This is a genomic window from Nocardia sp. NPDC055053, from assembly GCF_053608285.1.
In genome coordinates this window covers 43,590-56,875 of record NZ_JBSGVD010000039.1, presented here as the reverse complement: position 1 = coordinate 56,875, position 13,286 = coordinate 43,590, and the positions used below count along the sequence as shown (strand labels likewise).

General features: G+C 70.0%; 11 protein-coding genes. 4 read left to right on the top strand and 7 right to left on the bottom strand.

The features are described 5' to 3' along the window. Positions 1–389 precede the first annotated feature (389 nt). The 4 genes from bioD to ACWF82_RS29210 all read right to left on the bottom strand — a co-directional run bounded on the left by bioD (position 390) and on the right by ACWF82_RS29210 (position 4,042). Entirely contained in the window at positions 390–1,058 is a 669-nt protein-coding gene (bioD, locus tag ACWF82_RS29225; RefSeq protein ID WP_452506358.1) for a dethiobiotin synthase, read from the bottom strand. Beyond that, positions 1,055–2,248: an 8-amino-7-oxononanoate synthase gene (locus ACWF82_RS29220; RefSeq protein WP_452506357.1), complete on the bottom strand. Its 1,194-nt coding sequence runs from the start codon at positions 2,246–2,248 to the stop codon at positions 1,055–1,057. Before ACWF82_RS29220 ends, bioD begins: the two co-directional genes overlap by 4 nt. Continuing rightward, the gene (locus ACWF82_RS29215) at positions 2,245–3,522 is read right to left on the bottom strand and encodes an adenosylmethionine--8-amino-7-oxononanoate transaminase (RefSeq protein ID WP_452506355.1); all 1,278 of its coding nucleotides are present in this window, start codon (positions 3,520–3,522) and stop codon (positions 2,245–2,247) included. Before ACWF82_RS29215 ends, ACWF82_RS29220 begins: the two co-directional genes overlap by 4 nt. Positions 3,523–3,586: 64 nt before the next feature. Beyond that, the gene (locus ACWF82_RS29210; protein ID WP_452506353.1) at positions 3,587–4,042 is read right to left on the bottom strand and encodes a MarR family winged helix-turn-helix transcriptional regulator; all 456 of its coding nucleotides are present in this window, start codon (positions 4,040–4,042) and stop codon (positions 3,587–3,589) included. A 29-nt stretch (positions 4,043–4,071) separates the two neighbouring features. Between ACWF82_RS29210 and ACWF82_RS29205 the strand changes: the two genes are divergently transcribed. The 3 genes from ACWF82_RS29205 (at position 4,072) to treY (ending at position 9,246) form a co-directional block, all read left to right on the top strand. Next, positions 4,072–4,629 (top strand): cupin domain-containing protein, encoded by a 558-nt coding sequence (locus ACWF82_RS29205; protein ID WP_452506351.1) that lies wholly within the window; start codon positions 4,072–4,074, stop codon positions 4,627–4,629. Positions 4,630–4,696: 67 nt separating this feature from the next. Then, the gene (glgX, locus tag ACWF82_RS29200) at positions 4,697–6,829 is read left to right on the top strand and encodes a glycogen debranching protein GlgX (RefSeq protein ID WP_452506350.1); all 2,133 of its coding nucleotides are present in this window, start codon (positions 4,697–4,699) and stop codon (positions 6,827–6,829) included. Then, positions 6,826–9,246 (top strand): malto-oligosyltrehalose synthase, encoded by a 2,421-nt coding sequence (gene treY, locus ACWF82_RS29195; protein ID WP_452506348.1) that lies wholly within the window; start codon positions 6,826–6,828, stop codon positions 9,244–9,246. Before glgX ends, treY begins: the two co-directional genes overlap by 4 nt. 54 nt (positions 9,247–9,300) lie before the next feature. On the opposite strand, the gene ACWF82_RS29190 is transcribed toward treY, so the two are convergent. Beyond that, on the bottom strand, positions 9,301–9,726 hold the full coding sequence (locus ACWF82_RS29190; protein WP_452506346.1) for a hypothetical protein: 426 nt from the start codon (positions 9,724–9,726) through the stop codon (positions 9,301–9,303). A 29-nt stretch (positions 9,727–9,755) separates the two neighbouring features. Continuing rightward, the gene (locus tag ACWF82_RS29185) at positions 9,756–10,112 is read right to left on the bottom strand and encodes a nuclear transport factor 2 family protein (RefSeq protein WP_452506344.1); all 357 of its coding nucleotides are present in this window, start codon (positions 10,110–10,112) and stop codon (positions 9,756–9,758) included. Between the two features lie 158 nt (positions 10,113–10,270). Between ACWF82_RS29185 and ACWF82_RS29180 the strand changes: the two genes are divergently transcribed. Then, entirely contained in the window at positions 10,271–13,048 is a 2,778-nt protein-coding gene (locus ACWF82_RS29180; RefSeq protein WP_452506342.1) for an AAA family ATPase, read from the top strand. Here ACWF82_RS29180 and ACWF82_RS29175 read toward each other — a convergent pair. Beyond that, complete coding sequence (locus ACWF82_RS29175) at positions 13,037–13,252, bottom strand: hypothetical protein (RefSeq protein ID WP_452506340.1); 216 nt, start codon at positions 13,250–13,252, stop codon at positions 13,037–13,039. The genes ACWF82_RS29180 and ACWF82_RS29175 overlap by 12 nt on opposite strands. Positions 13,253–13,286: the final 34 nt, after the last annotated feature.

Sequence of the window (13,286 nt, the reverse complement as noted above, 5' to 3'; positions counted from 1 at the left end):
CCTCAACCGGGGGGTATGAGAAGCGGAACCAATAATAATATTGGCACTGACATTCATCGACACACTATTGAGTTCTCAAAGAACACACGCACAAGCTTCTACCCGCAACATTTCGTAGGGGCTTCGGCAGGGCAAGGGTTCATACTTTAGCGCAGGCAATCCACCGAAGCAAGTCCGTGGGTTGTAACCCTGCACACATGATCAGTCAGGCGCTCATCGTCCTACCTCGTTTCCCTGCACCATCCGCCAGCCTTGAGAGGCTCAGCAGTTCGGCACCGGGTCGGTGTCCGTGTCGCTCTGACTCGAATTAAGTTACGCAGCCACGAACGCGAAGTCAAATCGGCTGGTCAGAGCCGGTTTTGGACACCGTCCATGATCATCGGGGTCGATCATGGATGCCAGTCCGCAGGAAACCAGCTCGGGGCCGCGGCGGTGAAGCGGTCACGGTCCCACTGTCCCGCTCCAGCGGGGACTGCGCCGAGCAGCCCGGTCTCGGTGACCCGGGGCAGGTCGTCTCGATTGCAGAGCGAGGCGAGGTCGGGTTCCGTCGGCCAGGATCCGATGACCAGCCCGGCGCAGGGCACGCCGGCCGCGGCCAGGGTGCGCGTGGTGAGTTCGCTGTGGTTGAGGGTGCCGAGTCCGGCGGCGGCCACGACGAGAACCGGCGCGCCGAGTTTCTGCGCCAGGTCGAGCAGCGTGAACTCCCCCATCCGGACGAGAAGCCCGCCGGCGCCTTCGACCAGGACCAGGTCGGCGTCGCGCAACGCGTCGATCGCGGCGACGGTGTCACCGAGGGACAGCAGAGGCATGCCTGCGCGGCGAGCGGCGGTGTCGGGGGCGAGCGGTTCCGGGTAGCGGGCGAGTTCGAGGGTGCGGGTCACCCCGGACAGGCGGGTGACCTCGGCGAGGTCACCCGGTTCGCCGGGGGCGATGCCGGTCTGGGCCGGCTTGCACACCGCGACCGACCGGCCCGCGGCTTTGGCGGCGGCGGCCACGGCCGCGGTGACGACCGTCTTGCCGACATCGGTCGACGTGCCGCTGATCAGCAGGAGGCTCATGCCGTCACCACTTCCTTGCCGCGCGCCTCGGCGAGCACCTCGCCGAGGACGTCGGCGATGACGTCGAGTTCGGTGGGCGTGAGGTTCGCGCGGGCGGTCAGCCGCAGGCGGGAGGTGCCTTCGGGGACCGACGGCGGCCGGAAGCAGCCGACGTCGAGGCCGCGGGCCCGGCAGGCCTGCGCGGCGTCGTAGGCGAGCTGGGCTTCGCCGAGCACGACCGAGACGACCGCGGATTCGGGTTCCGGTACCCCGGCGATCCGCGCGATATCGGCCGCGCGGTCGAGCACCCGCGACGCCATCGCGGGGTCGCGGCGCAGCAGACCGAGTGCGGCGCGGGCCGCGCCGACCGCGGCGGGAGCGAGGCCGGTGTCGAAGATGAAGGTGCGGGCGGCGTCGATCAGGTGGGCGCGGATCCGCGCGTCGGCGAGCACGACCCCGCCCTGTGCGGCGAACGCCTTGGACAGGGTGGCGGTGATGACGAGGTCCGGTTCACCGGCCAGGCCCATCTCGTTGACCAGACCGCGACCGCCCGCGCCGCGCACACCGAGCCCGTGCGCTTCGTCGACGATGAGGACAGCGCCGTTGGCCCGGCTCACCCGGTGCAGGTCGGCGAGCGGAGCCAGGTCGCCGTCGGCGCTGAAGACCGAGTCGGTGAGGACCAGCGCGCGTTCTTCGGAGCGCTCCGCGAGCAGGCGTTCGACCGCGGCGACATCACGGTGCGGGGCGATCTCGACGCGGGCCCGGGAGAGCCTGCACGCGTCGACCAGGGAGGCGTGACTGCCCGCATCGGAGACGACGAGGGTGCCGCGTCCGGCGAGCGCGGTCACCGCGCCCAGGTTCGCGGCGTAACCGGACGCGAAGACCAATCCCGTTTCCGCGCCGACGAATTCGGCCAGTTCGGCTTCGAGCTGCGCGTGTTCGGCGGTCGTTCCGGTGACCAGGCGGGAACCGGTTGACCCGGCACCCCAGCAGCGCACGGCGGCGATCGCGCCCTCGACTACCTCGGGATGGCGGACCAGTCCGAGGTAGTCGTTGGAGGCCAGGTCGATCGCGGGCGATTCGGCGGCGCGCACGCGCAACTGTCTGCGTAGCCCGGCGTCGACCCGCTCGGCCGCGCGCTCGTCCAACCAGGTCAACGGATCCGTACTCACAGCTGAGGAGCTTACTTGAACGCTGTTCAGGGGCGTCATCCGAGCGAGGCCTTGACCGCGGCGCGCACGGCGCCGGTGATGGTGGCGACGTCTTCGGTGGTGCTGATGAAGGGCGGCATCGTGTAGACGAGGTTGCGGAACGGGCGCAGCCAGGCGCCCGCGTCGACGGCGGCGTCGGTGGCCGCGCGCATATCGACCGGTTCGGCGAGCTCGACGACGCCGATCGCGCCGAGCACCCGGACATCGGCGACGCCAGGCAGGCCGGCGATCGGCTCCAGACCCACCCGCAGCTCGGACTCGATCCGGGCGACCTCGCCCCGCCAGTCCCGCGAGCGCAGCAGGTCGATCGAGGCCACCGCGACGGCGCACGCCAGCGGATTGCCCATGAAGGTCGGCCCGTGCATCAGGCCGCCGTGCGCCGCGCTGATCGTCTCGGCGATCCGGGCGGTGCACAGCGTGGCGGCCAGGGTGAGGTAGCCGCCGGTCAGCGCCTTGCCGACGCACATCACGTCGGGCGCGACGCCGGCGTGGTCGGCGGCGAACAGCGCGCCGGTGCGCCCGAATCCGGTGGCGATCTCGTCGAAGACGAGCAGGACGTCGTTCTCGTCGCAGATCCGGCGCAGTTCGGTGAGGTAGCGCGGATCGTGCCAGCGCATCCCGCCCGCGCCCTGGACAACCGGCTCGACGATCACCGCGGCCAGCTCGTCGCGATGGGCGGCGACGGAGCGTTCGAGCTCGGCGACGTAGTCGGCTTCGAAGCTCACCGGTGGCGCGGGGACGAAGACCTGCTCGGTGAGGACATCGGTCCACAGCGTGTGCATGCCGCCGTCGGGGTCGCACACGCTCATCGGGGTGAAGGTGTCGCCGTGGTAGCCGCCGCGCCACGTCAGCAGCCGGTGCTTGCCCGGCTTGCCGGCGCCGCGCCAGTACTGCAGGCACATCTTCGCCGCGACCTCGACCGAGACCGAGCCGGAATCGCAGAGGAACACCTTGTCCAGCCCGGCGGGCGTGATCTCGACGAGCAACTGGGCCAGCCGGGTCGCCGGTTCGTGGGTGAGCCCGCCGAACATCACATGACTCATCCGCTGCGACTGCGCGAGCAGCGCGGCGTCGAGCACCGGGTGCCGGTAGCCGTGCACGGCCGCCCACCAGGAGCTCATCCCGTCGACGAGCTCGCGACCGTCGGCGAGGGTGAGCCTGGTGCCCGCCGCGCTCGCGACGACCAGCGGTTCGGTAGTCGCGGGGAAGCCGCCGTAGGGATGCCAGACGTGGTCGGCATCGAGGGCGGTGATCTGCTCGGGAGTCAGGTCCACAGGTTTCCTCGTCGTCGTCCGGTGCCGCCGGAGCGACGGCCTTGAACACCGTTCAAGTTATCACCTACGGTTCGCGGCCGACGGGCTGATCGGCGATGACTCCCGGAATGCGCCCCAGCGCGGTACGAACGTCACCGAGTGCGGCCCCGCCGAGTTCGGCCGCGACCGCCTCCTCGATCCGGCGAATGTGCTCGCCCGCCAGCGCGAGGGCCTTCGCGCCCGCCGCGGTCGCGACGATCAGCCGCGCCCGCCGGTCAACGGGGTCGGGGCGGCGCTCCACATAGCCGCACCGCTCGAGGTGCGTGACGAGTTCACCCATCGACTGCTGGGTCATTCCCGCGGCCTCGGCGAGCGCGGTCACCCGGGAGCCGCTTGGTTCCAGGTGCCGGAACACGGTGTAGTGCGCGGGCCGCAGATCGGCCCCCAGCCCGGCACGCAGCCTGTCGTTCAGCTCACGCTCGTACGCCTCGGTCGCCTGGACCAGCAGTTTCAGCAAGGTGGGCGGTCGATCCATTGACATAATAGGAAGGTTACCTTTATACCTGAGTAGTGGCTGACATCGGCACCGTCCTCACCTTCCGCAACGGGCACCGCGTGACGCTCATCGACCGCGGCGCCGACGACCGGGGCGCCTACCTGCGGCTCGAGCATGAACTCCCCCGCATCGGGCGCCAAGCGGGCCCGCACTGGCATCCCGAGCTCAGCGAGACCTGGACGATTCGCACCGGCCGGGTCCGGTTCCGGATCGACGGCACCGAGATCGTCGCCGGACCGGGCGACACCGTGACCGCGCCGCCGCGTGCCGTGCACGAGTTCTGGAACGAGGCCGAAGACACGGTCATGGATCACGTGATCCGCCCGCCGCTGCGGCACTGGGAGATGTTCGAGTTCTGGAGCGGTCTCGACAACGCCCACCGGACCACCGCGAGCGCACTGCCGCGCAACCCACTCGCCCTCGGCCTGCTCTGGGAGTACCAGGACGGCTACCTGGCCGGTCCGCCCGTGCCGTTGCAGCGGCTGATCTTCGGCGGACTGGCAGCGCTGGCCCGGCGCACCGGCTACGCCCGGCGGCTGCTCGCGGCCACGGGCGGGCTCGATGCCCGCTGACCAGGCGTGACGAAGCACCCACCGCGCATCCGCGCGGGCGGGGACCGGATTCCTCTACTGTCGTAGCATGTCGAGCCCGAACGACCGATCCGGTGAGGTGACCCCACTGGGCGTCTGGCCCGGCACCGCCTATCCGCTGGGCGCCACCTACGACGGCGCGGGCACGAACTTCTCGGTGTTCTCCGAGGTCGCGACCAAGGTCGAACTGTGCCTGATCGCCAAGGACGGCTCCGAGACCAGGGTGAATCTCGACGAGGTCGACGGGTATGTCTGGCACGCCTATCTGCCCGCGGTCACGCCGGGTCAGCGGTACGGCTTCCGCATCCACGGCCCCTATGAGCCGGAGCTCGGCTTGCGCTGCGATCCGAGCAAATTGCTGCTCGATCCGTACGGGAAGGCCTTCGACGGACAGTTCGTCAACGATCCGTCGCTGTACACCTACGGGCTGGATTCGCTGGGCCACACCATGACCGGGGTGGTGATCAACCCGTTCTTCGACTGGGGCGCCGACCGGCCGCCGAACCGGCCGTATCACGAGACGGTGATCTACGAGGCGCACGTCAAGGGCATGACGATGACGCACCCCGACATCCCCGAGGAATTGCGCGGCACCTACGCGGGTCTGGCGCATCCGGCGATCATCGGGCATCTGAAGAGCCTCGGCGTCACCGCGATCGAGCTCATGCCGGTGCACCAGTTCTTCCACGATCACGTGCTGACCGATCAGGGCCTGCGAAACTACTGGGGCTACAACAGCATCGGCTACCTCGCCCCGCACAACCAGTACTCGGCCCGACCGCGTGGCGATGCCGCGGTCGCCGAATTCAAGGCGATGGTGCGCGCGATGCACGCCGAGGGCATCGAGGTGATCCTCGACGTGGTCTACAACCACACCGGCGAGGGCAACCATCTCGGACCGACGCTGAGCCTGCGCGGCATCGACAATGCCGCGTATTACCGGCTCGACGAGACCGACCCGGAGCTCTACAAGGACTACACCGGCACCGGCAACAGTCTCAATGTGCGGCATCCGCACACGTTGCAGCTGATCATGGACTCGCTGCGCTACTGGATCCTGGACATGCACGTCGACGGTTTCCGGTTCGACCTCGCCGCGACGCTGGCCCGCGAATTGCACGACGTGGACCGGCTTTCCGCGTTCTTCGACCTGGTGCACCAGGATCCGATCGTGAGCCAGGTCAAGCTGATCGCCGAGCCGTGGGATGTCGGTGAGGGCGGCTATCAGGTCGGCAACTTCCCTAGCCTGTGGACCGAATGGAACGGCAAGTACCGCGACACGGTGCGCGACTACTGGCGTGGTGAACCGGCCACGCTGGGCGAGTTCGCCTACCGGCTGACCGGCTCGTCGGACCTGTACGAGTCGACCGGGCGGCGCCCAGGCGCGAGCATCAACTTCGTCACCGCGCACGACGGGTTCACGCTGCGGGATCTGGTGTCCTACAACGAGAAACACAACGACGCCAACGGCGAGGGCAACCGCGACGGGGAAAGCTACAACCGGTCGTGGAACTGCGGCGTGGAGGGCCCGACCGACGATCCGGCGATCCTGGAACTGCGGGCCCGCCAGCAACGCAATCTGCTGGCCACCCTGATCCTGAGCCAGGGCACGCCGATGCTGGCCCACGGCGACGAGATCGGCCGCACCCAGCTCGGCAACAACAATGTGTACTGCCAGGATTCACCGCTGGCGTGGATGGACTGGTCGCTGGCGCGGACCAATGCCGACCTGCTCGAGTTCACCCGCTCGGTGATCGCCCTGCGCACCTCCCATCCCATCTTCCGGCGCCGCCGCTTCCTGGCCGCCGGACCCGGTGACGGACAGGACCGCAAACGCGAGATCGCGTGGTTCACGCCCGGCGGTGCCGAGATGACCACCGACGATTGGCACAGCGGCTTCGGCAAGTCCCTGGCCGTGCTGCTCGACGGTGACGGGATTCCCGAACCGGGACCACGGGGCGAGCGCATCAGCGACGATTCGTTCCTGCTGTGCTTCAATGCGCACGACGAAGCGCTCGAATTCGTGCTGCCAGGACCGGAGTTCGGTGCCGAATGGACGTTGGCCCTGGATTGTTCGACCCCCACCGGCGCGGCCGACGCGGTGTATCCCGCGGCCGCGTCACTCCCCGTCCCCAGCCGCTGCCTGCTCGTCCTGCGCCGAACCACCCAGCCGAAACGATGACCGAGACCTACGTGACCGATCCGCTGACCCTGCTGCATCGCGCGCCCATCCGGCCGAGCGCGGTGCGCAGCACCTACCGGCTGCAACTGCGGCCGGACGCGCTCACCTTCGCCGATGCCCGTGCCATCGCCGAGTATCTGCAGCAGCTGGGTATCTCGCATCTGTATCTGTCGCCGATCCTCACCGCGACGCACGGCTCGACGCACGGGTACGACGTCACCGACCCCACCACGGTGTCGGCCGCGCTGGGCGGCCCGACCGGTCTCAAGGCGCTCTCGGACGAAGTGCGCAGTCGCGGGATGGGTTTGATCGTCGACCTGGTGCCCAACCACGTCGGCGTCGCCGATCCGCGGCAGAACCCGTGGTGGTGGGACGTGCTGCGCAACGGCCAGAAAGCCAAGTACGCCAGGTACTTCGACATCGACTGGAGTCCCGGCAACGGCGCGGGCGGCCGGTTGGCACTGCCGGTGCTGCAGAACGAGAACGACCCGGCCGCGCTGACCGTCGACCGCTCGGGGCCGGAACCGATGCTGGCGCTGCACGATCTGCGGTTCCCGATCGCGCCAGGCACCGACGGTGACAACGCGCTGCGCATCCACGACCGCCAGCACTACCGGCTGGTGAGCTGGAAAGCAGGCGTGTGCACCTACCGGCGGTTCTTCGCGGTGAACAGCCTGGCCGCGATCCGTCAGGAGGACCCCGAGGTCTTCGAGGCGACCCACCGCGAGCTCGCCGCCTGGTGCGAACACGATCTGATCGACGGTGTGCGCGTCGACCATCCGGACGGCCTGTCGCACCCCAGCGCCTACCTGACCCGGCTGCGCAGGCTGATCGGCCCGCAGCGGCTGCTGCTGGTGGAGAAGATCCTCGCCAACCGCGAACCCCTCGACGCGACGCTGCCGGTCGACGGCACCACCGGGTACGACGCGCTCGCCGATCTCGGCGGTGTGCTGATCGACCCGGTGGGCGAGGCGACGATGACCGAGTTGTCCCAGCATGTCGCCGGGCACGGCAGCGACCGGGCGTGGTTCGGCGAGACCGAGCACCGGATCAAGCGCGCGGTGGCGGAAACCATTCTCGCGCCGGAGATCCGGCGGCTGGTCGCCGCGATCAAACGGGATGGGAACGCGGGCAGTTTCGACACCCTCGCGGTGAGCAACGCGACCATCGAGGTGCTGGCGTTCATGCCGGTGTACCGGGTCGACTACGCGCCGCTGGCCGGGATCACCGCGGCCGTGGTCGCCGAGGTGGAGAAGCGCAATGCCGAGCTCACCGCGCCGCTGTCGGTGCTGGTGACCGCGCTGGCCAAGTGCGGTGAGGCGGCGACCCGGTTCTCCCAGGTGTGTGGCGCGATCACCGCCAAGTCGGTCGAGGACACCATGTTCTACCAGGGCGCGCGGCTGGTGTCGCTGCAGGAGGTTGGCGGCAATCCGGCGCGATTCGGCCACTCCGTCAACGATTTCCACCTGTCCAACAGCGAACGCTCGCAGCGCTGGCCCGCGACCATGACGACGCTGTCGACCCATGACACCAAGCGCGGCGAGGATGTGCGCGCCCGCATCGGGGTGCTGTCGCAGGTGGCCGACATCTGGTCGCAGCGGGTGCGCGGCTGGCTGGAGACGACACCGGCACCGGATGGCGCGACGGCATTGTTCCTGTTGCAGAACATGTTCGGGGTGTGGCCCGCCGACGGCAGGCCCGCGTCGTCGGTGCCCGGTCTGCGTGACCGGCTACATCTGTTCGCGGAGAAGTCGATTCGCGAGGCGGGTGTCAAGACGTCGTGGGAGGAACCGGACGCGCAGTTCGAGGCGGCGGTGCACGGCTGGCTGGACGCGGTGATCGATGGTCCGGTCGGTACCGGTATCGGCGATCTGGCTCATGAGCTCGCACCGCACGCCTGGTCGGATGCGGTGGCGCAGAAGCTGTTACAGCTGTGCGGTCCCGGCATCCCGGACATCTACCAGGGCACCGAACTGTGGGAGGACTCCCTCGTCGACCCCGACAACCGGCGGCCGGTGAATTTCGCGATCCGCGCCGGATTGCTCCAATCCCTCACCGAGCCACCGACATTGGATACCACGGGCGCGGCGAAGATGTGGGTGGTCGCCTATGCGCTGTGGTTACGCCGGGAGCGGCCGGAGTGCTTCGTCGGCGGGATCTATCTGCCTCTGTACGCCGTCGGGGAGCACGCGCAGCGGCTGGTCGCCTACGGTCGCGGACCCGCGGGCGAGGCGCCCGAGGTGATCGTCGCGGCGACCAGGCATTCCGTGGGTCTCGCCGCGACCGGCTGGCTCGATACGACACTGCAACTGCCGGAAGGCAATTGGATCGACCGGCTCACCGGCAACACCTTCGCGGGCAGTGTCCGGATCGACAAGCTGTTCGCCCGGCTCCCGGTCGCGCTGCTGGTGCGCTGATGGTGCGGGGCCACGATGTCGTGGCCCCGCGTTTCCGGTCCGCGTTGCGGGTGGTCAGTGGCCGATGCCGCGCAGGCCCCGGTACTGCAGTGCGGCGAAGGCGCCGACCGTGACCGCCTGCATCACCGCCCAGACGGCGCCGGCGACGGTCAGTCCGAGGACGCCGGTGACCAGGGCGAGCAGACTCGCGACGACCCAGGTCGCGTTGCCGATCGCCACCGCCGCCGCACCGGACCGGGGCACTGGCGACTTCCGGCCGACCACGGCGACCGCGAGGCCGTAGGCGGTGAGGAAGGCGCCGATGGCGAGGCCTGCCCGGGAATCGAGGCCGAGCAGTCGTTCCAGCGGCTGTGCCAGCGCGAGGTAGGCGAGGCCGTTCACGGTGGTGACGACGGCGTCGAGGCGCAGCGACAGGCGCAGCAGCGGCTCGCCCGGAGCGAGCAGGGCGGACAGGCGGGACGGGGCGGTGGCGGTGGTCATGGCGGATCTCCTGGTTCGGGAAGGGTGGGTCAGGCGGGGGCGGGGACCTGGTCGAGGAAGCCGTAGACGCTGTCGATGCGGCCCTCGGCGAGCACGGCGACGTCGAAGCCGATCACGACGGGGTCGCCGTCGGCGGGGCCGAGGCCCCAGGTGAAGCGCACCTGGTCGTGGTGGGCGTCGACCGGTCCGGCCAGGCGGAAGGTCCAGTCGGGGAACTGGGTCTGCACGCCGGCGATGGCCGCCTCGAGTTCGGCGTGGCCGGTGACCGCGACCAGGGGGTCGACATAGCGCGCCTCCGGGGTGAACAGGCGGGCGACAGCGGCGCGGCGGGCGCCGGGTTCGCGGGTGTTCCATGCCTCCAGGTACTGCGCGACGACGGTGTTCATCTCGACCTCCGAAATATGCTGTGAGCTGGCGTTTCGCTGGTTGTTCCTGCGATGACACCTACGTTATGGCGCACCGGGGGTCCGCCGAATCAGTCGCCTATAGGTACTTCGCGCGACGTACTTACCGCCGGTACCGGTACGGCGATACCGTGGTGCGCATGCTGCACGGACGCGAAGCCGAACAGGCCACCATCGACGACCTGCTGACCGGGGCGAGGGGCGGGCGCAGCGGGGCGCTGGTGCTGCGTGGCGAGGCCGGGATCGGCAAGTCCGCACTGCTGGATTACGCGGCGGCGCAGGGCATTCCGACAGTGCGCAGCGCGGGGATCGAGTCGGAGGCCGAATTGCCTTTCGCCGCACTGCATCTGCTGGTGCGGCCCGGGATGGAGCTGGTGCGGCAGTTGCCGCCGCGGCAGCGCGACGCCATGGAAGCCGCGTTCGGACTCGGCGACAGTACCCCCGCCGACCGGATGCTGATCGGTCTCGCCCTGCTGACGCTGCTGGCCGAGGAGGCGGCCGAGGGCCCGCTGCTGTGCCTGATCGACGACGCGCACTGGCTGGACCGGGCGACGGCGGAGACGCTGTTGTTCGCGGCACGCAGGCTCGACGCCGAGGGCGTGGTGATGCTGTTCGCCACCCGCTCCGGCCCCGACGACTTTCCCGCGCCCGGCCTGCCCGAACTGGCGCTGTCCGGGCTGCGCGCCGACGCCGCCGCGGCGCTGCTCGACGCCGGACCGACCCGGCTGACGCCGGCGACGCGGTATCGGTTGCTCGCGGAGTCGGGCGGCAATCCGCTTGCCCTGCTGGAACTTCCGTCGGTGGTCGGCGCGACGGACGACCTGAATCCGTTGCCGCTGACGCAGCGACTACAGCTGGCTTTCCACGGCCGGATCGCCAGGCTCCCTGCTGCCACCCGGACAATCCTGCTCGTTGCCGCGGCATCGGGCGCCGGAGAGCTCGCGCCGGTGGTGCGCGCCGCCGCGGTACTGGGTGCGGCGCTGCCCGATCTGCAACCGGCCGCGGACGCAGGCCTCATCAACACCGACGGACAGACTCTGACTTGGCGTCACCCGCTGTCCCGCGCCGCGGCGTACCGGGGTTCCGCGCTCACCGACCGGCTCGCCACCCACCGAGCCCTCGCCGACGCGCTCGGCGGCGGCAACGACACGGCCGATCTGCGAGCGTGGCATCTCGCCTGTGCCGCAACGGGTCCCGACGAGCACGCCGCGACCGCGCTCGAGCACACCGCCGATCGGGTCAGGCGCCGCAACGGATTCCACGGCGCGGTCGCCGCCTACGACCGCGCCGCGGCACTGAGCGTCGACACCGAAGCCCGGCTGCGCAGGCTCGTCCTCGCCGCCGAGACCGCCACCGAGGCCGGACTCACCGCCCAGGCCGCCCACCTCGCCGACCGGGCAGCGGCACTGAACGCCGACGGTGATGCTCGGTTGCGCAGGCTCGTCCTCGCCACCGAGACCGCGCAGACCGGCCGACCGGCGCCTGCGGTAGACCAGGCCTCGCCACAGGCCACCGGTGACGGGTACGACCTGCGTCTCGACCTGGTTCGCGCGCAAGCCGAATTCGCGGCGGGCAAGCCGGGTTCCGCGCATCGGCGCCTGATGGGAGCGGCCGCAGCGGTACGGGAAACGGATCCGCGGGGTGCGGCGCGCATCGTCACCAGGGCGGTGCATACCGCCTGGTATCTCGGACCCGCCGAACTCGACGAGGTCGCGGAACTGCTGGCCACGCTGCGCCTGGACGAAGACGATCCCATCACCCCGATCGTGCGATACCTCACCGGATCCGTAGCCGGGAACCGCACGGTCGACCTGCGCGATGCGGCGGACACAGCCCGCGCGAACGGCGCCGACAGCCCTGCCGACCTCGTCCAGTTGTGCGGCAGCGGGCTGGTCGTCGGCCAGGACGACCAGGTCGGCGAGCTGGCCGACGAGCTCATCGGCGAGAGCCGCGAGCAGGGCCGGATCGCCTTGCTCGCGCCGCTGCTGTTCTTCCGTTCCGAGGCCGCGCTGTTCGGTGGACGCCCCGGGGAGGCCCTGGTCGCCGCGGAGGAGGGGTTGCGGATCGCCGAGGACATCGGCCAGCCGCAGTGGATCAGTCAGCTCACCGCGTTCCTGGCCTATCTGGCGGCGGTGCGCGGTGACGAGAAGTCCTGCCGCGCGTACGCCGATCGCGCGGCGGCCGAGGAGTTCGGTGGAGCGCAGTCGGTCGGGGCGCCGTGGGCGCACGCGGCGCTGGCGCTGCTCGCTCTCGGCAGGGGCAGCCTCGAGCAGGCAAGGGCCGAACTCGAGCACATGACGGTCGAACCGGCCCGCCATCACGTCAGCGGATTGCGCTGTCTCGCGGACCAGATCGAGGTCGCGACGCGGCTCGGCGCGACCGAACAGGCGGCCGAGGCATTGGCGAGGCTCACGGCGTGGTCGGCACAGACGGGACAGGAATGGATCGCGGCGCTGGCCGCCAGAGGCAGTGCGCTGCTGGCCGGCGGGCCGGAGGCCGAACAGCACTTCCTGGCCGCGCTCGCCGGGAACCGTCCGTTCGACGAAGCCCGCACCCGCCTGCTCTACGGGGAATGGCTGCGCAGGGAAAAGCGCAAGGTCGACGCGCGCGGGCAGCTGGCACAGGCACTCGAGCTGTTCGAACGACTCGACGCCACACCCTGGTCCGACCGGACCCGCACCGAACTGGCCGCGCTCGGGGTGGGTACCGGCGCCAAGGCGAGCGCAGGTCCGCTCAGCGTGCTGACCCCGCAGGAGTCACAGATCGTGCGGCTGGCCGCGCAGGGACTGTCGAATCGGGAGATCGCCGCGCGCCTGGTCCTGAGCCATCGCACGGTCGGGCATCACCTGTACAAGGCGTATCCGAAATTGGGTGTGCTCTCGCGCGGGGAGCTGAGCGAGCTCGACCTAGCGCAGTGAGTGCGCGCGGACGGCGCCGACCGACCAGCGCAGGGCGGCGACGGCGGCCGCGGCCAGCACCGCGGATTGCGGCGAACCGAGGATCAGCAGCAGCAGGGCACCGACGACGAGCCCGGCGACCAGCGCCTCGAGCTTGTAGACCGGCCAGGCACTGCCCGCGATGTCGACCGTCGCGGATGCTGCCGATGGGGTGACCACTGCCATGCACACAGGATAGACGCACGTCGAAGTTCGGGCC

Excerpts from the sequence above, each read along its gene's own strand:
- ACWF82_RS29220 (WP_452506357.1), bottom strand. The coding sequence starts at position 2,248 with ATGACGCCCCTGAACAGCGTTCAAGTAAGCTCCTCAGCTGTGAGTACG.
- glgX (WP_452506350.1), top strand. The coding sequence starts at position 4,697 with ATGTCGAGCCCGAACGACCGATCCGGTGAGGTGACCCCACTGGGCGTC.
- ACWF82_RS29180 (WP_452506342.1), top strand. The coding sequence starts at position 10,271 with ATGCTGCACGGACGCGAAGCCGAACAGGCCACCATCGACGACCTGCTG.
- ACWF82_RS29190 (WP_452506346.1), bottom strand. The coding sequence starts at position 9,726 with ATGACCACCGCCACCGCCCCGTCCCGCCTGTCCGCCCTGCTCGCTCCG.
- ACWF82_RS29185 (WP_452506344.1), bottom strand. The coding sequence starts at position 10,112 with ATGAACACCGTCGTCGCGCAGTACCTGGAGGCATGGAACACCCGCGAA.
- ACWF82_RS29175 (WP_452506340.1), bottom strand. The coding sequence starts at position 13,252 with ATGGCAGTGGTCACCCCATCGGCAGCATCCGCGACGGTCGACATCGCG.
- bioD (WP_452506358.1), bottom strand. The coding sequence starts at position 1,058 with ATGAGCCTCCTGCTGATCAGCGGCACGTCGACCGATGTCGGCAAGACG.
- ACWF82_RS29210 (WP_452506353.1), bottom strand. The coding sequence starts at position 4,042 with ATGTCAATGGATCGACCGCCCACCTTGCTGAAACTGCTGGTCCAGGCG.
- treY (WP_452506348.1), top strand. The coding sequence starts at position 6,826 with ATGACCGAGACCTACGTGACCGATCCGCTGACCCTGCTGCATCGCGCG.